This is a genomic window from Lysinibacillus capsici, from assembly GCF_020217405.1.
In the GTDB taxonomy this organism is placed as follows: Bacteria; Bacillota; Bacilli; order Bacillales_A; family Planococcaceae; genus Lysinibacillus; species Lysinibacillus capsici.
The window spans coordinates 1843314-1864572 of sequence record NZ_CP084108.1; the positions used below are offsets into that span (position 1 = coordinate 1843314).

At 38.6% G+C, this 21259-nt stretch carries 24 protein-coding genes; 17 read left to right on the plus strand and 7 right to left on the minus strand.

Annotation, left to right across the window (positions count from 1 at the left end; genetic code table 11):
- Positions 1-109 precede the first annotated feature (109 nt).
- The 4 genes from LCP48_RS08755 (at position 110) to LCP48_RS08770 (ending at position 4223) form a co-directional block, all read left to right on the plus strand.
- Entirely contained in the window at positions 110-646 is a 537-nt protein-coding gene (locus LCP48_RS08755) for a hypothetical protein (RefSeq protein WP_004229501.1), read from the plus strand.
- Between the two features lie 134 nt (positions 647-780).
- A complete protein-coding gene (rarD, locus tag LCP48_RS08760; protein WP_202341800.1) occupies positions 781-1689 on the plus strand; it encodes an EamA family transporter RarD in 909 nt (302 codons plus the stop codon).
- Between the two features lie 328 nt (positions 1690-2017).
- Positions 2018-2200, plus strand: coding sequence for a hypothetical protein (locus LCP48_RS08765; RefSeq protein WP_004229493.1), 183 nt, complete (start codon positions 2018-2020; stop codon positions 2198-2200).
- Positions 2201-2318: 118 nt separating this feature from the next.
- On the plus strand, positions 2319-4223 hold the full coding sequence (locus tag LCP48_RS08770; protein ID WP_004229491.1) for an endonuclease MutS2: 1905 nt from the start codon (positions 2319-2321) through the stop codon (positions 4221-4223).
- 40 nt (positions 4224-4263) lie between these two features.
- On the opposite strand, the gene LCP48_RS08775 is transcribed toward LCP48_RS08770, so the two are convergent.
- Entirely contained in the window at positions 4264-5517 is a 1254-nt protein-coding gene (locus LCP48_RS08775) for a helix-turn-helix domain-containing protein (protein WP_004229489.1), read from the minus strand.
- A 121-nt stretch (positions 5518-5638) separates the two neighbouring features.
- Between LCP48_RS08775 and LCP48_RS08780 the strand changes: the two genes are divergently transcribed.
- Entirely contained in the window at positions 5639-6934 is a 1296-nt protein-coding gene (locus tag LCP48_RS08780; RefSeq protein ID WP_004229486.1) for an MFS transporter, read from the plus strand.
- Between the two features lie 746 nt (positions 6935-7680).
- Here LCP48_RS08780 and LCP48_RS08785 read toward each other — a convergent pair.
- The 4 genes from LCP48_RS08785 to LCP48_RS08800 all read right to left on the minus strand — a co-directional run bounded on the left by LCP48_RS08785 (position 7681) and on the right by LCP48_RS08800 (position 11427).
- Positions 7681-8397 carry a LutC/YkgG family protein gene (locus tag LCP48_RS08785; protein WP_216485541.1) on the minus strand — a complete coding sequence of 239 codons (717 nt, stop codon included), beginning with the start codon at positions 8395-8397 and terminating at the stop codon, positions 7681-7683.
- Positions 8397-9824: a LutB/LldF family L-lactate oxidation iron-sulfur protein gene (locus LCP48_RS08790; protein WP_004229482.1), complete on the minus strand. Its 1428-nt coding sequence runs from the start codon at positions 9822-9824 to the stop codon at positions 8397-8399. The genes LCP48_RS08785 and LCP48_RS08790 overlap by 1 nt, the downstream gene beginning before the upstream one ends.
- A 15-nt stretch (positions 9825-9839) precedes the next feature.
- Positions 9840-10556: a (Fe-S)-binding protein gene (locus LCP48_RS08795; protein ID WP_225340868.1), complete on the minus strand. Its 717-nt coding sequence runs from the start codon at positions 10554-10556 to the stop codon at positions 9840-9842.
- A gap of 139 nt (positions 10557-10695) precedes the next feature.
- Complete coding sequence (locus LCP48_RS08800; protein ID WP_004229477.1) at positions 10696-11427, minus strand: FadR/GntR family transcriptional regulator; 732 nt, start codon at positions 11425-11427, stop codon at positions 10696-10698.
- A 519-nt stretch (positions 11428-11946) separates the two neighbouring features.
- On the opposite strand from LCP48_RS08800, the gene LCP48_RS08805 reads away from it, so the two are divergent.
- The 3 genes from LCP48_RS08805 to LCP48_RS08815 are packed head-to-tail and all read left to right on the plus strand — an operon-like array spanning position 11947 to position 13598.
- Complete coding sequence (locus LCP48_RS08805) at positions 11947-12657, plus strand: cytochrome c biogenesis CcdA family protein (protein WP_004229475.1); 711 nt, start codon at positions 11947-11949, stop codon at positions 12655-12657.
- Positions 12658-12691: 34 nt separating this feature from the next.
- Entirely contained in the window at positions 12692-13078 is a 387-nt protein-coding gene (locus LCP48_RS08810; protein ID WP_004229473.1) for a response regulator, read from the plus strand.
- Between the two features lie 25 nt (positions 13079-13103).
- Positions 13104-13598 (plus strand): CcdC family protein, encoded by a 495-nt coding sequence (locus LCP48_RS08815; RefSeq protein WP_004229470.1) that lies wholly within the window; start codon positions 13104-13106, stop codon positions 13596-13598.
- Positions 13599-13810: 212 nt separating this feature from the next.
- On the opposite strand, the gene LCP48_RS08820 is transcribed toward LCP48_RS08815, so the two are convergent.
- Entirely contained in the window at positions 13811-14239 is a 429-nt protein-coding gene (locus LCP48_RS08820; RefSeq protein WP_004229468.1) for a DUF2621 domain-containing protein, read from the minus strand.
- Between the two features lie 121 nt (positions 14240-14360).
- Between LCP48_RS08820 and LCP48_RS08825 the strand changes: the two genes are divergently transcribed.
- The 7 genes from LCP48_RS08825 to LCP48_RS08855 all read left to right on the plus strand — a co-directional run bounded on the left by LCP48_RS08825 (position 14361) and on the right by LCP48_RS08855 (position 17820).
- Positions 14361-14576, plus strand: coding sequence for a DUF1659 domain-containing protein (locus LCP48_RS08825; RefSeq protein WP_004229465.1), 216 nt, complete (start codon positions 14361-14363; stop codon positions 14574-14576).
- A 14-nt stretch (positions 14577-14590) separates the two neighbouring features.
- Positions 14591-14815, plus strand: coding sequence for a DUF2922 domain-containing protein (locus LCP48_RS08830; RefSeq protein ID WP_004229462.1), 225 nt, complete (start codon positions 14591-14593; stop codon positions 14813-14815).
- Between the two features lie 65 nt (positions 14816-14880).
- Positions 14881-15003, plus strand: coding sequence for a YvrJ family protein (locus LCP48_RS08835; protein WP_004229459.1), 123 nt, complete (start codon positions 14881-14883; stop codon positions 15001-15003).
- A 104-nt stretch (positions 15004-15107) separates the two neighbouring features.
- Positions 15108-15716, plus strand: coding sequence for an SCO family protein (locus LCP48_RS08840; protein ID WP_225340869.1), 609 nt, complete (start codon positions 15108-15110; stop codon positions 15714-15716).
- Between the two features lie 114 nt (positions 15717-15830).
- Positions 15831-16346 (plus strand): sigma-70 family RNA polymerase sigma factor, encoded by a 516-nt coding sequence (locus LCP48_RS08845; RefSeq protein ID WP_004229457.1) that lies wholly within the window; start codon positions 15831-15833, stop codon positions 16344-16346.
- A complete protein-coding gene (locus tag LCP48_RS08850; RefSeq protein WP_225340870.1) occupies positions 16339-17220 on the plus strand; it encodes a hypothetical protein in 882 nt (293 codons plus the stop codon). Before LCP48_RS08845 ends, LCP48_RS08850 begins: the two co-directional genes overlap by 8 nt.
- Before the next feature lie 63 nt (positions 17221-17283).
- Positions 17284-17820 carry a DUF1572 family protein gene (locus LCP48_RS08855; RefSeq protein WP_004229455.1) on the plus strand — a complete coding sequence of 179 codons (537 nt, stop codon included), beginning with the start codon at positions 17284-17286 and terminating at the stop codon, positions 17818-17820.
- Between the two features lie 30 nt (positions 17821-17850).
- Here the strand turns inward: LCP48_RS08855 and LCP48_RS08860 are convergent, their stop codons facing one another.
- On the minus strand, positions 17851-18417 hold the full coding sequence (locus LCP48_RS08860) for a hypothetical protein (protein WP_004229454.1): 567 nt from the start codon (positions 18415-18417) through the stop codon (positions 17851-17853).
- Between the two features lie 203 nt (positions 18418-18620).
- Here LCP48_RS08860 and LCP48_RS08865 point away from each other — a divergent pair, with 203 nt between their 5' ends.
- Both LCP48_RS08865 and LCP48_RS08870 read left to right on the plus strand, forming a co-directional pair.
- Positions 18621-19337, plus strand: coding sequence for a hypothetical protein (locus tag LCP48_RS08865; RefSeq protein WP_225340871.1), 717 nt, complete (start codon positions 18621-18623; stop codon positions 19335-19337).
- 155 nt (positions 19338-19492) lie between these two features.
- Entirely contained in the window at positions 19493-21172 is a 1680-nt protein-coding gene (locus LCP48_RS08870; protein WP_225340872.1) for a methyl-accepting chemotaxis protein, read from the plus strand.
- The last annotated feature ends 87 nt before the right edge of the window (positions 21173-21259 follow it).

Here is a 21259-nt window from a genome sequence, read left to right on the forward strand (position 1 = left end):
ATTATGATAAAATTAAATGAGAATGATTATCAAATGAAAAAGGAAGCGGAAAGATGCGAAACAAAGCAATTCGATATCATGTATTTTTTCGTGGAGGAGAGAAAAATAAATGGCAAATAAAATAAATCCCTCTACATTGTCGTATGAGCCGTTTAAAGATGGAACGCTTGCTCTATACACGACAGATAGCTTAATGATTGTACAGCAAAGTCGCTATCTAGAGCTTTTGCATATGGAAGAGTTATATAATGCTATGTATAAGGATTTAGATAACAAGCAAAATGGTTTAGAACGAGAACGAAAAATGCTAAAAAAACAAAATGCACAGCTAACAGAGGATCTACAAAAGTTAAAGCAGCAAAACACGGTCTTGCAGAAAAAGGTCACTGAATATAATTGTGTGGTGGAGGAGATGAAGGTGCTCCGTCAACAAAATACAGATCTTCTCATTGAACTAAGTAAATATACAGCGATGTCAAGAGAGTCATTGACGGGGCCCTTGAAGTCGATGATTCGAGATATGCGTGAGCAAGGGGTTGGAATTAAAGAAATCCATATTCGCATCAAGCGCCAAATCAATCCAGAGATTAGCTATAGTACTGTACGCAAGTATATTTCTGAGCTAGAGTCGGAACAGAAAGGTTAACAGCTTTTAAAAGGAACTAGAAATTTGGCATTTACAGCAGCTACTCAAAGTCCTATAATGAGTCTATTCTTTAACTAGTTTAAGATTATAGGAAATCATTAACCGATTTCAGTAAGAGTAGGAGCGTTCATATCATGTCAAATGAGAAAAAAGGAGTTTTAGCTGCCTTTTTTGCCTATGCCTTTTGGGGAGCATTCCCCCTATATTGGAAATTACTTGAGCATGTACCAAGTATGGAGATTTTATTATCCCGTGTCATTTGGTCCTTTGTCTTTACGGTGCTGGCAGTGATTGTATTTCGAATGCGTCAGGATCTCGTAGCAGATTTAAAATATTTATGGTCACATCAAAAGCATTTCTGGCAGCTTGCAGGCGCGTCCTTTGTCATTTCAATGAACTGGTATTTATATATTTGGGCAGTGACGCATAATCATCTCATTGAAACGAGCTTAGGCTATTACATTAATCCGCTTTTGTCTGTCATTTTTGGGGTGATTTTCTTTAAAGAATCGCTGAGTCGTTCACAATGGGTAGCAACAGGAATTGCTTTTATTGCGGTGATTATTTTAACGATCAATTACGGCTCTGTACCTTGGGTTGCTTTATTGATTGCGCTATCTTTCGCTATTTATGGTGTGCTAAAAAAGAAAATTACACTGGATGCTACAAGAGGGCTAGCCATTGAAACGTTATTGATTTTACCCTTTGCATTAGGCTATTATGTCTATCTTTTCGCTACACATCAAGCCTCGTTTTTACATGTCGATGTTAAAACAGATATTTTGATGATCTTTAGTGGTTTAGTAACAGCCGTCCCGCTTATTTTATTTGCGAAGGGGGCACAAAATATTCCTTTATATTTACTAGGATTTATCCAATATGTATCGCCAACTATTGTCTTGATTTTAGGCATTGTGCTATACAAAGAGCCATTTAGTCAAATTGAGCTCCTTGCATTCAGCATTATTTGGGCAGCTTTACTTTTATTTTCTGGTTCGAAAATTATAGAAACAAGAAAAGCCCATCATAAATCAGTTTCGTAAAAGACTTGTAGATTTTTCTACAGGTCTTTTTTATGTAACTTTTACCACTTCGCTTTGTAATGCCCAAAACTTTTTTATTCCTTATCGGATTGGGCTGCTGGATTGCCTGCTATTTTATTTAATCGTATCTTAAAGAATAGTAGACTGAGTAGAGTGAGGCTAACAATAGAGTCTTTTTGATAGATTCGACAAAAATAGGAGAAAACCTTTTGAAGGTGGGTACCTTTACTTTCCTGTTAGCATATAGTAAAATGTCAATAATTAGATAACAATGATAATTAATGAGAGGTGCTTTTTGTGAGTGCGGTAGGTTCTAACTAGGTAAAAATTGAATGAAATAGTGGCGATGACGACAGCAGGGGATACATGTTATGAACACCCCTTATTTTGTCATGGACCTATTTCAACAACCTATGTAGATACCTACAATACTTTATTAAGCGTGGCATGTAAGATGAAACTTCAATTAGCTGAAGTTTTATTTGTGATGCCAGGAAAACGCGCCTTTTAAAGATAGAGCTGTGGGGATTCCTCGCAGCTTTTTTATGTTGTTTAAACCATCATTGCTATCTATTATTGGGTAGGTATCTTCATGTATGATAAAACATTACAATGAGGAGCAAAAAGAAATGAATAATACTACACTTGAAAAATTACAATATCATGAATTAAAGGACATCGTTAAATCCTATTGTGTCAGCGGGTTAGGAAAACAGCTTTTAGATAAATTAATGCCAAGCTCAAACTTAGTAGTGGTAAAAAATCGGTTGAATGAAACAACAGAAGCTCGTGCAATATTGGATGCAGAGGGGCATGTTCCGTTTTTAGGGGTATCAAATATTGAGCATATCATGACGAAGCTTGAAAAGGGGATGCTTCTCGATCCCAGTGAGCTAGTGAGTATCTCCGATTTTTTACGGGGCTGCCGCAACATCAAAAAATTTATGTTAGATAAGACATTTTTTGCGCCTGTTCTTTCCTCTTACGCTCATTCTATGGCTGAATTTAAAAACGTGGAGGAGGAGATTAATTTTGCGATCAAAGCCAATCGTGTAGATTCCGCTGCTAGTCGTGAATTAAAACGCATCCGACATCATATGGAAACGACTGAGGATAAAATTAAAGAACGTTTAACGAAATTTTTAAATAACAGTGCCAATAAACCGTATATTCAGGAATTTTTTATTAGTCAAAAGGATGATCGCTATACGATTCCGATTAAGGCGACCTATAAAAATCATGTACAGGGAACGGTCGTTGAAATCTCCTCAAAAGGGGCAACCGTTTTTATGGAGCCAAGTGTTATCGCTAAATTAAATGTAGAATTAGCTACCTTAAAGGCTGAGGAAGCCGTAGAGGAATATCAGATTTTAGCGTCTTTATCAGGGCTACTGATGGAACATCTTCATGCCATCACCATTAACATGGAGTTGATTAGTCAATACGATATGGTTTTTGCCAAAGCAAAGTTCAGTAGACAAATTGGTGGTAGGGAGCCGCGTATAAATGATTACGGTTATATTCAACTGATCAATGGTAAGCATCCATTACTACCAGAAAATGCGGTACCCCTTCAATTTTCCATTGCAAAAGACTACCGTAGCTTAATTATTACAGGTCCAAACGCTGGTGGGAAAACAGTTGTGTTGAAAACCATTGGTCTTTTAACATTAGCTACGATGTCGGGCTTCCATATTGTAGCGGACGAAGGAACGGAAATGGCTGTATTTGATCATATATTTGTTGATATTGGCGATAATCAAAGTATAGAGAATGCACTTAGTACGTTTTCTTCTCATATGAAAAATCTTTCAGATATTATGAGAGCTGCTAATAATCATACACTCTTACTGTTTGATGAAATTGGCAGTGGAACAGAACCAAATGAAGGAGCTGCACTAGCCATTGCGATATTAGAAGAATTTTATCAAATGGGCTGTATAACTGTGGCAACTACACATTATGGTGAAATTAAACGATTTTCTGAAATGCATCCTGATTTTATGAATGCGGCAATGCGCTTCCATGCTGAAACATTAGAGCCTTTGTACCAATTACTCATCGGCACCTCTGGAGAAAGCAATGCCTTATGGATTTCTAAAAAAATGAATGTCCGCGAAACTGTTTTACAAAGAGCAAAGGATTATATAAATAATAAAGAATATCAGCTGACGCTCATTCAGGACAGTAAAATTCGAAAGCCTAAAGAAGAGAAAAAAAGCTTGGCAGCAGCGTATACATTTGCCAAAGGGGATCGTGTGAAATTATTGGACTATGATGATGTGGGATTGGTGTATGAAGAAATGAATCCGTACAATAATGTCAGCGTATTCTATCAGGGGCAAATACTAGAGGTGAATGTAAAGCGGCTTGCCCTTGAATTACCTGCATCAGAGTTATACCCTGAAGGATATGATTTAGAGACATTATTTGTAGACTATCAGGATCGGAAGCTTCAGCACGATATCGAACGTGGGTCGAAAAAAGCGTTACGTAAGATCCATAAACAAATAAAGAGTGATCGTCAGCAATAAAAACAAGGGATTGCACAGCCTCGTGCAATCCCTTTCCTAATTAAGTTATGGAATCAATCTGTGCCTTAATCGTTCGGTAGACTTCCTCAATTTTTCGTTTATAGGGCAAATCCACTAAATCCAGTGAATCTATATAGGCCATTTTTGCAATTTCATAGGCTGTTGTTAGCTCACCAAAATGGGCATAGCAAAGGGCTTTATAGGAAAAGCATTCATTCAAGCTTAAAATATCATATGGATGATTAATATAGAGCGGTCTGTGTTTATACTGTTCGAATGCAGCCTTCGCCTCCTCATATTGTCCAAGTAAATATAAGGATTTTCCTTTTTCAGCATAGTAAAAGTTTGGATCTAGCTTGTCTAAATAATCATCGTGTCTAAGCTGATAAAAACGTTCTATTTCAATCAGAGCCTGGTCATAATTATTGCTGTAATTATTATAATAATGTGCCTTCAATACAAAGATAAAAGCATCAACCTCAACACGTTCAGCAAATGCCTGATATTGCTCCAGTTTCATAAACATATGATTGGTTTGTTCGAAATCACGATCAATCATGGCACAATAGGCACCAATTCTGTACATATTATCAATCTGATAGAACAGTTGGTTTTTATGAGCATTAGCAATCGTCTCTTGAATTAGTTTTTTCCCTTCCTCATGCTCACCAATTGCAAGTTGGAAAATACTTGTATAATAAGTCATTAATAAGGCATCACGAGAATCGAGCTGATAGTTCTCATGTTCAATAATTTCCTTTGCCTGTAAGATACGATCGTACGCCACTGTATATTGACGTTTTGCTGCTAAAATAGCTATCTCTAGGATAAAGGTTTTGAACCAATGGCTGAGTAAATTAATTTCCTTAAAAATAGTGCGGGCTTGCTGAAGTGGGCCTTCCCATGTTGTTAATCCAGCTTCATACTGGGCATCTGCGTAAATATACAATAAACGGCCAGCTTCATAACTTTGAGGCAGGCTCTCCACAGACGGCTTAATTAAATCGACAATTTCTTGATGATGATCAGCATCACCACGTTTTACTTCTGCAAATAAACTTTCCACCTGCTCTAATAGCTGGCGAATGGAGGATGGGGTTACTTCTTCCAGTAATGCACTAGCTTTTACACCTAAACGTTCAGCAATATAGTCAAGGCTTTCCATGGAAGGCTTGGCCTTATCATTTTCTATTTGGCTTAACATTCCTTTAGTTAGACGATCACCGGCAAGTGCCTCTAATGTTAATTTTTGATCTTTCCTTAATTTGCGAATTCGTGTGCCTAAAGAGTCCACTGCCTCGCCTCCTTTTGTTTAATTATATTAAACTTTTGCTTGCGTGAAAAGAGGGAGCTGTGGTATATTTTGTTTAACATAATTAAACTTTTTAATTTAGTTAAATAATGGAGGGGTTTAGATGCATGAAGCGGAAAAATTGAAAAAGGCAACCTATCACTTATGGACATTCACGGCAAGTAAAATGATTGCCATGTTGGGTGCAAATGTCATGGCATTCGGTATTAGCTTGTATATTTTAGCGATGACTGGTTCGGCAATGAGCTTCGCTACCAATATGATTTGTTCAGTATTACCACGCGCACTTGTAGCACCCTTAGCAGGCTATGTCGCAGATAATTTTTCAAAAAAACGCACGATATTACTAGCACAGGCAGGAACCATTTTGACAGTAGGGGGATTACTGCTTTATACAGAAACAGTAGGAATATCTGTTTATGCTATATACATAGCTACTGTTTTTAATACTATTTGCTCGGCCTTTTCTGGTGTAACGTTTTCATCTGCTATTGCCACACTTGTCAATCCAGAGCGATTACAACGTGCGATGTCATTTAACCAAATGTCAATGTCCGTAGCTGCAATTGGAGGACCAGTCATTGGTGGTATGATGTATGGATTTTTTAGTATGGATGTATTTTTAATGGTGAATATGGTGGCCTATGCGATTGCCTTTTGTTTAGAGGCAACAATGGATTTTAACCTTTATAGTACAAGAGGGGAAGATACGAAAAAAGAAAAGATGTGGGAAGGGCTGAAAAGTGGTTTTCATTATATCAAGCAACGTAACGTCATAAAGACCATTATGTGGGTAGCATTGTGGATTAACCTATTCTTTTCTGCCATCGCTGTTGGAGGAACGTACATCATTATTGAATTGCTAAAAGTAGAATCCACACATTTTGGCTTTATTGAAGCATCTGGTGCATTAGGCATGCTCTTAGCATCCCTTTATTTCGCAACAAGACCTGAAGTGAAGGTACCTTTACGCTTTTCGAAAATCAGCTTATTACTATTGGCGGGAAGTGTCGGCTTAGCAGTCATCCCATTAGTCACTGATTTTTCTTATATAGCCATCGTGATCTTCTATCTCATCATTTACTTTATTTTCGCAACTTTCGAAATGGGAATAAATATGCCCATCGGGGTGTATATGCAAAAAATCATTGCGGAAGAGTATCGTGGACGTGTTTTTGGGCTAATGGAAACGATGGCGATGTCTATGATGCCAATTGGTATGGTAGTCTATGGCATGTTATATGATACATTACCAGCAACTATTATTTTACCAGTAACGAGTGTCATTATTATTATCATTTCACTTGTGATGCTGCGCTCATCTATTTTAAAAGAGGCACATCCAGAGTATTACGAAAAAGCAGCTCTACCAGAAGGGGTCGCGAACACAACAACTTAAAATAACGAGGCTGGGACAGAACTCGATTATATTGAAAAACAATAAAAATGGATATTAGCTTTTTCACTTTAAGAAGTTAAATATGCCTTCCTAAATCAAAAAAATGTTAGACTAATTATATCTTGGTCTAACATTTTTTCTTTTTGTCCCAGCCTCGTTCTTAGTGTTGAAAAACAAAACAGTCAATTGAAAGGTAGAAATGGATTTCCGTTGTAGGCTACTTGCTTTCCTGTGGGCGAGCGCCGAATCGCTTCCTCCGCTACCGCTCCGTTTAGAGTTTCGCCTGTCTCGCTATCTCATGGGAGTCAAGTAGCCTTCCACTTCAACCCACTAACTTTTTAGCAAAGGTTTTCAAATAAAGTGAATGTCTTCACTACCCATTTTATGGAGGGCTTTTGACACTCATTACTTCTTCGCAATGAAATTAAGAGTCTATCCTTTCTCTAATCATACAAATAATAGGCTAATTTGATTACTATGGCTAGCTAGTATGAAAGATAAGGAAAAGCCCCTTTTGCAGAATGGTTGATTGGAGTGGAGCCAGCGTCACTCCTAGGGGATTGAGCGTCACAGAGGAGACCCTGGAGCGAACGGAAGTGAGTGAAGCGGCTCATCGGACGCCCCCTGGAAAGGACGCTGGCGGAACGGAAATCAACCCCTCACCTTGCAAAGTTGCTTTTTCTGCTGTTGACATCAGCTTTTTCAACAACATGAACAGGCATGCAGTGAAATGCATGCCTGTTCTTTTACTGATCCTCAATGACAATATAGGTTGCTTGAATAGGGCCATGAACTCCAACGATAAGAATCATTTCGATATCGGCTGAGTTACTTGGTCCCGTAACAAAGTTGATACAGGAAGCAATTTTTTCACCCTGACGGATTTTTTCACTAATCCAACGAGCTGCCTGTGTCATACGAGGCACAATTGTACTTTTAGGTATGATAATGATCGACTTTTCGGGTAAAAAGCTAATACATCTCCCTCTATCTTTGCTACTAAAGAGCACGGCAGTTCCTGATTCTGCTAACGTCATTTCACTAATGGTTATCCCGATATTTGCTTTTTCAGCTTGACGAATATTTTCCTCAGGGTGCTGTGAATTCCATTCATAAAGCTGAATATTGGCTTGTGGCCATTGTTCGTTCATAAGTGCGGATAATCCGTAGTCCTGGAACCGTTTATCCTTCCATGTAATAACAGACTGACCTCCATACTTGTCAACAACGTCCTGTAAATCCTCTGGAAGTGTGGCAGTATTAGAAATGACAATATTGGTATGGATGTTGGCACACTGCTTGATTAATATTTCCACCAATTCATCCTTTGTCGCATCTTTGAGCACACGATCTTGTGGCTGATACTGCCAAGTTGGTCGTGGTAGTTCTGTCTTAGGCGAGCGTCCGAGCTGCTTCGCAATATTTGCTAAAAAGGTTTCTCGACGCTGAATCATACCAGTCATTATTGCCCGCCTCCTTTTGTACGATGCTTCATCCAGTCTCTAAAGCTGTCTTTATTTGGTGCAGGGAAATCCCTTGCCTCAGTCCATGCTTTTAATGGGCCTGGCCCTTTAGAAATAGTCTTGTTTTTGATAAATGGAGACATGGCAGGTGCAGCCATTTTTGTCGCCATTTTATAAAGGGTAGGGGAGGAAGCCCCTAGACCAAATGCCTTCATTAAAAGCTTTTCAGGGATAGGTGCCTTGCCCTCATTTTCAACAATGACCTGACGATGGCGATGAATGAGCTGATGTAATGGAATTTTAACAGGGCAAGCATCTGTACAAGCACCGCACAATGTAGAAGCATAGGGCAGTTCTTTAAAATCATCGTAGCCTCCTAAAAGTGGAGAGAGCACAACACCTACAGGTCCAGAGTAGATAGAGCCATACGTATGCCCACCAACATGACGATAGACAGGGCAAGCATTAACACAGGCAGCACAGCGAATGCATTGTAAAATAGGCTGGAATTCACTACCTAAAATAGCCGAGCGTCCATTATCAACAATAACTAAATGAAATTCCTCTGGTCCATCCGTATCCTCTTCGTCCTTTACGCCTGTTAACGTTGTAATATAGCTCGTTAGCTTTTGACCGACAGCACTTCTTGTTAATAAACTAACAAGGACCTCCATTTCTTCAAATGTAGGAACTATTCTTTCCATTCCCATAACTGTGATTTGTGTTTTTGGTAGCGCTGTTACTAAATCAGCATTGCCCTCATTCGTAACGAGTGTAATCGATCCACTTTCAGCAATAGCAAAATTACAGCCTGTAATACCAATATCGGCTGTTAAATATTCCTGTCTTAATTTTTCACGTACATAAAGGGCAAGTTCCTCTGGTTTTTCTGTTTGACTGTAGCCTTGTTTTTCCTTAAAAACATCTCGAATTTGCTCCTTATTTTTATGCAAGGCTGGCGCCACAATATGCGAAGGGGGCTCGTGATCTGCCACCTGCAAAATATATTCACCTAGGTCTGTCTCAATCACTTCACAACCAAGCGCTTCTAAAGCCGTATTTAAGTTAATTTCTTCTGTCACCATTGATTTGGATTTCACAATTTTTGCTGCATTTTTCTTTTTAGCAATGCTTTGAATATAGTCGGTTGCTTCCTGTGCAGTTTGCGCAAAGAACACATGCCCACCTCGTTTGGCAACATTTTCACTTAATTGATAAAGGTAATAATCAAGATTTGCTAAAACATGCTTGCGAATTTCCTCTCCATGAGAACGCCATTCTTCCCAATGTCCTAATTCCTCTGCTTGTTGAAGGCGACGTGTTTGAAAACGTTCTTGCGCACTCGAAACCGCACGACGCATAAACGGATTATCTAGCTCTTTCGTGACACGTTGTTGAAACCGATCATCACTTGTTTTCATGGCCATGTTTATTTCCCCCTTTTATCGACAATTTAACACTTCTGCAATATGCATCACTTTAATTGGCTTACCCTGACGTTGAATGCGGCCACCGATATTCAATAAGCAGCCTGCGTCAGCTCCTATTAAAATGTCAGCGCCTGTGTCTTCCACATTCAGTACTTTTTCATTGACCATTTCTCCAGAAATATTGCCCATTTTAACTGAAAATGTACCACCAAATCCGCAGCATCGATCCTTACCAGGGAGATCCACATAATGCAAGCCCTTGACGTTCTTTAATAATTGGAAGGGTGCCTCTGTTACACCAAGTAATCTTGTCATATGGCATGACGTATGATAAGTAGCTTTACCTTTTAGATGCGCTCCCACATCTTCTATCTTTAATACGTTGACAATAAACTCTGTGAATTCATAGGTTTTAGCTGCTAATGCTTGCGCTTTTGGCTCCCATATGGGGTCTCCTTTAAAAACTTCTGGATATTCCTTCAACATATAAGCGCAGGAACCAGAGGGAGAGACTACATATTCAGCATGCTCAAAGGCTGTGATCATTTTTTTCATCGCATTTTTCGATTCTTCGACATAGCCGCTATTGTAAGCAGGCTGTCCACAGCAAATTTGATCCTCTGGAAAGTCGATGTCACAGCCAAGTCTTTCTAATACTTCAACAACTGCTTTTCCCACATCCCCTTGAAACATATCCACTAAGCAAGTGGCGAATAGTGTGACTTTCATATTCATCGCTCCTTTTATAAACAACTGGTCATCAGATGACTTATTAATAAATTAATCATACAACAAATTTGAAAGAGTGAAAACGTTTTTTAATGAATTTTCAGAAAAGAAAAACTACCTAGCGTGTACTAGGTAGTTTTTAGTGTGAATTGGATTCTGTTGTTTCGAAATATTGTAATAGCACTTTTTCAACATTGCTTAGATGAGATGCCATTGCATGTTTGGCTAGCTCTTCATTTTGCTGTTTAATCGCGAGGAAAATCTGCATATGTTCATCATATAATTGTTCGCTCGTTGTTTGTTGTGAGTACAACCAAATTCGCCGTGTCTCTTTCATCGTTTCGATCATTAAACCAGAAATTTGATCTAAAATTGTAGTGAGTAGTGGATTTTGAGAGGCATTGGAAATAGCTGCATGAAATTGATAATCTGCTTTTTCACCAAGCTCGCCATCACCATGTGCCTGCTTCATATCCTCTAAAATTTGTACCATTGCCTGAATATCCTGATCTGTACGTTGGAGGGCTGCACGTCCTGCTGCTCCCACCTCAATAATTTTGCGCACTTCTAGTAAATGAGCAATATCCTGTCTATTCGTTAACATAGCGGTGGATAAAGGAAAGTCAAGCTGATGGGCTGGCACACTTTTGACAAACGTTCCAGAGCCTTGTTTGATTTCAATCAATCCCATTGCTTTTAATGCAGATAATGCCTCCCGTACAGCGGAACGACTCACTTGTAATTGCTCGGCAAGCTGCTCAACTGAGTCAAGCCGATCACCAGGCTTTAGGACACCAGCTCGAATTTTTTCATGCAAGATTTCGGATACTTCTTCATAGATCTTTTTTGGTCTAATCTTTCTTAATTCCAAGGGCTACACCTCTTTTTTCGCTCATTTGCTATCACCATTATACATGAAAATAAGTCATTTACTCATGGTTTACCATGAACACGTTGTGTAGAGTAGAGGACTGTCGAAATTTAAAGAAATAATAATGAAACATATAAACATATAAACATATAATAAGGTCATCTGATGACTGTATATCCAGATGATTTAAAAGATGAGTCTAAAATAAATAGTTTCTTACTATAACATGGGCGTGATAGTGTCTATGAAAAACAGAAGCTTCTTTCAACATTAATGACAAGTAATCGACACTGTCAAGAAAAAGGTAGAAAAATTAGCTATACTCTTTTTGCAAAAGGGGGAAGATTGGCGGATTTTGTTGACAGAAAATCAACAGGAGCGCATAATGCAGAAGTAGCTTGATGGGACTTCTCAAAAATCTCATCATTTTGCCATGAAACGTTCACAAACTAGAAGGGCGCTTTTTATTTTGTTTTTTGGTACGATGGATGCAGTAACTGTAAGGAGCGAATAAAAAATATGGGATCTGATATTAACGTATTTTTAGCTTTTGGTGCAGGGTTCTTAAGTTTTATTTCACCATGTACTCTTCCACTATATCCAGCATTTTTATCGTACATAACGGGTATGACATTAGATGAGCTAAAATCAGAAAAAGGCATGCTACAAAAACGTGCCATTTTCCACACACTATTCTTTTTACTAGGCTTTTCCATTATCTTTATTATTATTGGACTAAGTGCTTCATATGCAGCAGAATTCTTCCTGAATTATCAAACATTATTACGACAGGTTGGGGCTATTTTAATCGTCGTATTCGGTTTAATGATTGTGGGATTATTGCAGATAGACTTCTTAATGAAGGATCGAAAGTTCCAATTTAAAAATAGACCATCTGGCTATTTTGGGTCTGTCTTAATTGGTATTGCCTTTGCGGCAGGCTGGACACCATGTACAGGACCAATCCTTGCATCGATTATCATGTTAGCAAGTACTAACCCAGGTGCGGGCTTTAGCTATATGTTTGCGTATTATTTAGGATTTGCCATTCCATTCTTCGTGCTATCTTTCTTCATTTCACGAATGACTTGGATTCGTACACACAGCCAGAAAATTGTAAAAGTCGGCGGGTACATCATGATTGCCGTTGGGATTTTATTATTCTTTGATGGCTTAACGTATATTACACGTGTTTTACAGCCTATTTTCGGTGGATTTACAGGGTTTTAATTTGTTAAACTAAAGAGGCATACCGAACTTTAACGTGGAGGGAGATGAACATGTGCCTACAGTTTTAGTAGTAGATGATACGCTATTTATGCGTGTTGCAATCAGTAATATGTTTACAGAATGGGGTTATGAGGTAGTCGGTAAGGCAGTAAATGGTAAGGAAGCTGTGGCGATGTATCGAGAGTTACAACCAGATTTAGTCACAATGGATGTAACGATGCCCGTTATGACAGGTATTGCAGCCGTAAAAAAAATCATCCCAGAATTTCCAGATGCAAAAATCATTATGGTAACAGCATTAGGTCAGCAAAAATTAATCGTAGAAGCGATTGAGAGTGGGGCAAAGGATTTTATTACAAAGCCTTTCGAGCCAGAACGATTAAAGGCTGTTGCTGATCAATTACTTGGACAAAATTGTTAATTAGACATTAGAGGAGGATTTTTTTATGTTAAGCAGCATCCCTTCTCACTATTATGTTATAGGGTCGACCATTATGGCCATTCTTATGGGAAGCTTTGTGATGGTCATACGAATGAGAGCTTCCAAAATGCCGACAAATGAGAAGAAAATTATTATTCCACCAATAGCGATGTCCTCAGGTGCACTGATGTTTTTATTTGAGCAATTCCGTGTACCACCAATGCAAATCTTAGAGGCGGCAGCTGTAGGAATGGTGTTCTCGACAATATTAATTGCTACTTCTAAATTCGAAGTAAAGGGTCGAGATATTTATTTAAAACGTTCAAAAGCATTCGCTTTTATATTAATCGGATTGTTAATATTCCGAGTGGTGGCGAAAATGATTTTAAGTAGCTCCATTGATGTCGGTGAATTAGCAGGTATGTTCTGGATATTAGCCTTTGCCATGTTAGTACCTTGGCGTATTGCAATGCTCATCCAGTTTAAACGCGTCAAAAAAACAATTCCAAAACTACACTAGTACTGAAGCTAGTGTAGTTTTTTTATGCTTTTAAGCGTGGGAGGAACTGGATAGCCTCAAAAAAGTAGAGGATAGAGCAGCAAAGCATGGATAGAGGTCCAAATGAAGAGGATAAAGCTAGCAAAGTGCAGGATAGCTTCTTAAAAACACAGGTTAAGACAATATCCCATAGCTAAGTAAAAACGCTGCACAAAGATTTGTGCAGCGTTTACTCATTCGAATAGATGTTCGTAGGGGGAGATGTCAATTTGCATTTGCTCTAATTTTTTGCGTAAAAATTTGTGATCGCGTTTTGGTGTTGCTTGGATATAGCCGCGAATAATGAGGTCATTGTTAATGGCTGCTGCTTTTTCTTCTAATGCGAGCTCGCCAATTTTTCCTGCAATTTTTTCCTTCGCCACTTGTCTAAAAAGCTCAGGGACGGGGCTTACGAGTTCATAGAGTAATTCTTTTTCAGCTTGTCCCCACAAGTGAACGGTTTTATCTAAATAATATTCTTGCCAATCTAAATCTGATTTTCCATCCTGCTTTGGGAGAGCCTTTAAAAATTTGCGGAACATGAAGAATCCGCCAATAGCCATCAATGAAATGAGGACGACAACCCAAAATAAAATAAACCATAAAAACCAACCTTGTAACAAATCGTTCACCTCTTTGCCTTCTCTCACTCTATTATAAAAGCTTCTGAAAAAAAATTCATCCTTAATGTCCCTTTTTTAGCAATTCGCCTTTATATAGTGTGCAGAAGGGAGGTGAAGCTACATGGCTAATGTTAACTTTGTAAATGCTACACTACGTCTCAAGTATGTGGATGGCTATGATGAGAACAATGAACCAACGTTCACCACGAAATCATATCGAAATATTAACAACACACATAGCGCGGACGATTTGTTAGCTGTTGCTTATGCGATTGCTAGTCTTTCATCACAGTCACTGGCTGGCATTGCGAAACAGGAAACACATGATTTATCTTAAGGAGGGATCACAAAATGACACAAGTTCTAGAATTACACTTTGCAACAACTGATGGGAAAACGACAACTCTTTCGATTGATGCACCGAAGCCGAATATCACGGTGACTGACATTCAGCAGGCAATGGCAACGATTATGGCTAAAAATGTCTTTACTGGGCAAGGTGGTGCACTGTCAGCCATCAAGGGAGCTCGTATTGTAGATCGTCAAGTAACAGAATTTGAAGTAGTAACAGAATAATTCAACAATGGTCTTTGCTACGAGAAGTGCAAAGACCATTTTTAACGGAAGAGAGGAGGAGAAGGGTGGAACAGTGGTTGAACATGATATCCGATATCGGTTTTCCGATTCTAGTGTCATTTTATTTATTGCACCGCGTCGAAGTAAAGCTCGATGCGATACATGCTGCACTTGTTTCATTAAAATGAAATGGATTTCACAAAGATGTACGAAAGCTGTCACTTAGAAGTTCTTGTCAACGCTTACAACCTACGTTAGGATGGGGATAGTGTAGGTTAGGGAGAGTGTTGACATGAAACGTAAATTAATAGGGCTAGTGCTGCTGTTAGCCTGTGCATCTGTTTTAGGCGCATGCGGAAATTCAAAATTTAAAGCAGATTATAGTCTAGAAATACCCGATTTCGAACATGTTAATCAACGTGGTGAAACGGTTTCGCTTGAAAGCTTAAAAGGTAAGCCTTGGATTGGCATGTATATTTTCACAAACTGTGTGTCCATCTGCCCGCCCATGTCATTAAACATGGCACAAGTCCAAGAAAAGCTTCAGAAAAAAGGCGTAGAGGACTATAACATTGTTGCCTTTTCAGTAGATCCTGATGTTGATCAGCCAGATGTGTTAGCGAATTATCTTAGTAAATACAATGTTCCAGATGAATCTAAATGGAACCTTCTTACAGGGTATTCACAGAAATATATCGAACAATTTGCGGTGAAAAATACAAAGATTTTAGTGAAAAACGACCCTAACAGTGACCAAGTCATTCATGGTAATCAATTTTTCTTAGTCGATAAAGATGGTGTCCTCGTCAAAATGTATAATGGCTATGCTGAAAACATTGAAGATGTACCGATAGATACGATAGCTTCTGATATCGAAACATATATTGATGAAAATTTATAAAGTAACAATAAACCGTCTCAAATGGTTGAGGCGGTTTTTTATATGTTTTTCTATCTGGAAAAATAATCTTTTTCTGGTTGGGAGTCGTTTATAGTGTAGAAGGAGGGTGATGGCGTGTCTGATCATGAAAAATTCGAGCAGTTAATGGCTATACATACGGAGCAATTGTTTCGAATTGCTTATTACTATACAAAGGATTTACAAATAGCCGAGGATATTGTACAGGATGTGTTTATTAAGTTCTATCATCAAAAACACTATGAGGAACGAGGAGAGATGAAGGCATATTTAGCTCGCATGACAATCAATAAATGCAAGGATTATTTAAAAAGCTGGGCATACAGAAAAATAACATTTCAGCATAAATTTTTTACCAAACAAAAATCAACATTGCCGGACACACTGATTCGTCAAGATGAACAAACGCTGTTAGATGATGCCATTTTAAGCTTACCACTCAAGCCACGAGAAGCGATTGTCTATTTTTACTTGGAGGAGATGACGATTAAAGAGATTGCGGAGCTACTTGCGATTCCTGAAGGTACTGTGAAATCGCGTTTAAAGAAAGGAAAGGAGCTATTAAAAGTAGAGTTACAACATATTGAGTGGGAGGTGCTTTTCCATGGATAAACATACAATGCAGATACTACAAGATGTTTCAGCACATAAGGAAGCCATTATTCAAAAGGTTCGACAACAAATTCAGCAAGAGCCTATTATGCCCAAGCCAAGGTGGGCATATCGTGTCGTTACGATGATGATTACCTGCTCTATTTTACTATTTATTGCCTGGCAAGCCGCCAAACCGATGGATGAGCTGGCGACACAGGATGAAGGGGTAACACCTACATTCACAGATTTATTTCAAACAGAAGTGGAGGGCAAAGACACAGCATTCAGTAATTTTTTTCCACTTGCTAATTATTTAAGTCAGGCAAAACATATCCAATATTATGCACCACTTCAAGGTTTAGAGGCAATGCAATCAGTAGCAACATCACTGGAGGATGTCGTTCATCTCACTGATCCTGAAAATTTACCATTTCAACCAAATATACAGGAGGTCTATGCACTTTCAGCAAAAATGGAGGATGGTAGCAAACAAACGCAATTTCAATTTAGCTATAAAGAAAAATCCTCCACTGGGGTGGATTTACAATTTATTAATTTTACCGTGACAAATGTAAAGTATAATCCCTTAGCGAGCTATGTGAAGTCGAAAAATATGGAAGAAACTTTAGGGATGAAAGTTTCGAATATAGGCTTAAATTTTATGAATCCCCTGTTTTATCGGGAGATGTCACCAGAACGAGGTTATGTATATACTTATTATAATTATGATGAGACGGATAAGCGAATCTTTCAAATGACTACTAGAGCCAATGAGTTTTATTCTTACTATAACGGCTATGTCTATCACATCGGGTATCAACTTGAGGGAGACCCACAGGAGGTGCAAGAAAAAATGGCGATCCTTGCAAGAGATTTTATTCTTGGCGAATAAGTCATGAGACATTTCAATTGAGCTATAATAGAATGATAGAAAAGAGGGGATGGAGGTTCGACTATGACAATAGCACAAACCTATTTACAGGTTGTTCAGAAAAGATTTCAAAGTGTGAAAGAGCTAGGGGATAAAACGCTTGCCCAAATGGAAGAGGCACAATTGCACTGGGCATACAATGAAGAATCCAATAGTATTGCAGTGATTGTAAAGCATGTAAGTGGTAATATGATTTCCCGCTGGACAGATTTTTTAACGACAGATGGAGAAAAGCCAACGAGAAATCGAGATGATGAGTTTGAGGATAGTCTTCACACCAAAGAAGCAATCATCTCAGCTTGGGACAAGGGGTGGCAAGTGTTTTTAGAGGCCTTGGCGAGTTTGACAGAATCCGATTTACAGGGACATGTTACGATTAGAGGGGAGCGGCTAGCAGTCATTGATGCTATTGAAAGACAAATGGCGCACTATGCACAGCACGTCGGTCAAATCATTTATATCGCCAAATTGGTAAAGGGCTCTGATTGGCAAACACTCAGTATTCCTAAAGGACAGTCACAAGCTTTTACTGAAGCCATGCTAGATAAACATCAACGCTAAAGAAGAAAAATCGTAGCCAAGTAGTAGGTGCTACGATCTTTTTTCTGCTAAATAGAGCTTGTATAAGGCTGTTTCTAGGTCGGTCGCTTGAGCGAGTTCAAATGCCTCCTGCTGACTTCTATGATTTGTGATTATCTCATAGAAAAAGTGAATTAGAAACATGAGATTAGCATTACCCTCAATATAATCATCAGGAGCTAGGTAGGAATGACAGCCACTCTCTAAAAAGGCTGTCGCTAGCTGCTGCCAGCCTAATGTACAGCCTGCCGCAATGACCTTGACACCCTGTAGCTGACAATAGGTTAAGACATCTTGAGGGTCAAAATAGATACTCCTTGGTTCATTTTCTTCATATACCTCTTCTCCTAGCTCAGGCAGACAAAATCGCCCCTCATCGCCGTGAAAGTTTAATAGCAAATAATCCATTTTGTGAGGAAGATCATTTCCAGATAAAATATCAATTAAATCATTTGGTCTACCAATTAAATCAAGTGTCACTCCTGCACCAAAGGATTCCAGTGCCGCTCGAATGGCCATGGATTCAAAATCACAATCAGGACCGACTACTAAATGTACATATAATTCTGGTCTACTCATACATCATCACCTCTATTTAAGTATAGCTGAAACTTATTAGCGTAGTAAATCGTATATGACAATAATTACTATAAATGTAAAGTGGTAAAGGAGGTGATAAAGTGCACAAGGGTGGTTATATTTATACACTTATTCTGGGCATGGTTCTGAGTATAAGCACACTACTACTCTTCATTTACAATGAAAGGCAGCGGGAGGAGCTAGTGCCGCTGCATACTCCCATTCAATCAATTAAAGAGGCTTGGTATTTGTCTGGAAGTAATGGCAAAGAGCACTATTTATATCCATTAAAGCAAGTATTCTACGTCGACCGCTATGAGGTGAAAGATACAGATCGCCTTCAGCAAGTTTTACAAACTAAAAAGGACCTTAGCAGTCGACCAGCAGACCATGAAGCAGTAAGTGATTTATACATACACTTCCATAATGGCAAGGAAACGGCCTTGAAAGTAATAGTCGAGGATGAACGATTCTTCCTAATGGATCAAAAAACAGGATTGTATTATGTACTGCAAGCACAAGAAGCTGAGGATTATTTTCATTTGTTAAATGAGAAAAGCAAAATGTCGTGGCTATTATTTATTGTTTATACAATTTTATTTTTTGGTCTTGTCTATATGCTTGTAAAGAAACTAATAGCCGCTAAATCCACAGAGAAAGAAAGCATTCCCTCCGATACGAGGGAAAAAAGATCACTAGCAGATTCTATTTATCCAGCCATCCTGCCCTTGGTCATCACATTCTCTATGCAGATTTATGGGGCTCAACATAGCTTACTATTACTGAGTGCGATGATGCTAACTTCAGGCATGCGAGAGTTTTTAGAAAAAAGAGGTCATTTTCTGAAAATGCTTCTACTTCTTCCGCTCTTTTGGTGTTATCTCTATGGTTTCCAAATGATTACTTCCTATTTCAACTAGTATAATAGTGGATATTATTGTCAATAGCTTAGATGCGAAATTCTCATTATTGTTAAATTTTAGCGATAGTTTAGGAGGAGGAGCATAGATTTTATAGGCTAATAGGTTTAGGTAGGCTATACTCAAGTGGATTATAGAAGAATAGAGGGAATCATATGAGACTAACTGTGGAACGGAAATTGCAATTTGCTTTTGGTATTGTCCTCATCTTTTTACTGCTTATTTCAGGGATTGCTATGTACTACTTGAATAATAATAATCAGACATTAGCAGAAATCGAAGACAATACGGAATTAATCCATTTATATCAAGATATCTCGTTCCAAACCGTACGAGCGAATGCGGCTATTCGTGGGTATATGTTATATGGCAAGGAAGAAATGCTCAACAATCATCATGAAATCCGAAATACCTTACATACGTCGATTAATCGACTTCAAGAAGTAGGCGATAGTAATCAAGATTTTGATCAATTTTTATCGCAGCTTGACGACTGGGAAAAGGCTATAGATGGGCAGATTGTGCCTCTTTATCAGCGAGGGGATCATCAGCAAGCACAACAAATGGCTTTACCGATTTTAGGTGAGGGCTCTCAGAAATTGGTTGTCTTTGGAAAAACGATGGCTACAGCTCAGCAAGAAGATATGCAGGCTCATATTGAGGCTACCAAGCAAAAAGGAGAAAGAAGTGGCCTGGAAATTATGATTCTAGTGGCTATTTCTCTACTTATAAGCATTATCATTGCAACACTATTTGGTAGACGGATCGCAAAAAATATTCAACAAACAGTAGTTGAAATGGATAAGTTTTCGGAAGGGAATTTGCATACGCATTTACAATTTAAAACCAAGGATGAGTTTGCGCACTTAGCCGATTCCTTCAATAGTATGTCAGAAAAGCTTCGACTCATGATGAAACAAGTCGGAAACTCCTCTGAGCAAGTTGCCGCAACATCCGAACAGCTAACAGCAAGTAGCATGGAGGTTACACAGGCGACAGAGGTGGTAACAGAATCTATTCATGATATTGCACAAGGTATTGATCAGCAGGATACATTAACAGGTGATGTACGAAATTTATCTGCGCATATTTTGAAGAAAATGAATGATATTTCAACAAGCATTCAAAGCGTGAATCAAGCAACAGTCAACACGAAAAATATGGCACAAACAGGTCGTTCTTCTGTGCATGATGTTACAGCGCAAATGAATGAAATTTCTACTAACACAAGTGAGCTAAATACACGTGTGCAAGATTTAGATGACAATACAGCGGCGATTGTATCAGCAGTAAATGTCATTAAGAGTATAGCGACACAGACCAATTTACTAGCAATCAATGCCTCTATTGAAGCCGCAAGGAGCGGGGAGCATGGGAAAGGCTTTGCGGTAGTGGCAGAGGAAGTCCGCAAGCTAGCAGATGAGTCAAATCTTGCTGCAGTCGATATTGAAAAAGTAGTGGCCCAAATTACAGATAGCACGAGGATTATCGAGGAAGATATGGTTAATAGTAATGATTCTGTCCATGTAGGTCGTGAAAAGGTTAATGTGGCAAGGGATAACTTTATACAAATTGATGATGCCATTAATGATGTACAAGCACAGACCGAGCTAGTAACGGCAGCCATTCAAGCAATTCATCAAGATATTGAAAAGTTAGTGCAGGAAATGGACTATATGAGTGAAGTGTCGATAAAATCAAGCCATCATGTGCAAAGTGTTGCAGCCTCTTCAGAGGAACAAAATGCAGCTATGGAGGAGGTAGCAGCAGCCTCTACCCATCTAGCAAAGATGGCAATAGACCTGCAAGAATCCATTCAATCGTTTAAATACTAAATTCAATTGACCCCTGTCTAGTTACAGGGGTTTTATTTGTCGGTAAAGCCTGAATAATATGAAAATCGTAAAAATGTTAGAAAAAAT

Coding starts and splice junctions, on each gene's coding strand:
- LCP48_RS08755 (WP_004229501.1), top strand. CDS start 110: ATGGCAAATAAAATAAATCCCTCTACATTGTCGTATGAGCCGTTTAAA.
- rarD (WP_202341800.1), top strand. CDS start 781: ATGTCAAATGAGAAAAAAGGAGTTTTAGCTGCCTTTTTTGCCTATGCC.
- LCP48_RS08770 (WP_004229491.1), top strand. CDS start 2,319: ATGAATAATACTACACTTGAAAAATTACAATATCATGAATTAAAGGAC.
- LCP48_RS08780 (WP_004229486.1), top strand. CDS start 5,639: ATGCATGAAGCGGAAAAATTGAAAAAGGCAACCTATCACTTATGGACA.
- LCP48_RS08785 (WP_216485541.1), bottom strand. CDS start 8,397: ATGACTGGTATGATTCAGCGTCGAGAAACCTTTTTAGCAAATATTGCG.
- LCP48_RS08790 (WP_004229482.1), bottom strand. CDS start 9,824: ATGGCCATGAAAACAAGTGATGATCGGTTTCAACAACGTGTCACGAAA.
- LCP48_RS08795 (WP_225340868.1), bottom strand. CDS start 10,556: ATGAAAGTCACACTATTCGCCACTTGCTTAGTGGATATGTTTCAAGGG.
- LCP48_RS08805 (WP_004229475.1), top strand. CDS start 11,947: ATGGGATCTGATATTAACGTATTTTTAGCTTTTGGTGCAGGGTTCTTA.
- LCP48_RS08815 (WP_004229470.1), top strand. CDS start 13,104: ATGTTAAGCAGCATCCCTTCTCACTATTATGTTATAGGGTCGACCATT.
- LCP48_RS08825 (WP_004229465.1), top strand. CDS start 14,361: ATGGCTAATGTTAACTTTGTAAATGCTACACTACGTCTCAAGTATGTG.
- LCP48_RS08830 (WP_004229462.1), top strand. CDS start 14,591: ATGACACAAGTTCTAGAATTACACTTTGCAACAACTGATGGGAAAACG.
- LCP48_RS08840 (WP_225340869.1), top strand. CDS start 15,108: ATGAAACGTAAATTAATAGGGCTAGTGCTGCTGTTAGCCTGTGCATCT.
- LCP48_RS08850 (WP_225340870.1), top strand. CDS start 16,339: ATGGATAAACATACAATGCAGATACTACAAGATGTTTCAGCACATAAG.
- LCP48_RS08855 (WP_004229455.1), top strand. CDS start 17,284: ATGACAATAGCACAAACCTATTTACAGGTTGTTCAGAAAAGATTTCAA.
- LCP48_RS08860 (WP_004229454.1), bottom strand. CDS start 18,417: ATGAGTAGACCAGAATTATATGTACATTTAGTAGTCGGTCCTGATTGT.
- LCP48_RS08870 (WP_225340872.1), top strand. CDS start 19,493: ATGAGACTAACTGTGGAACGGAAATTGCAATTTGCTTTTGGTATTGTC.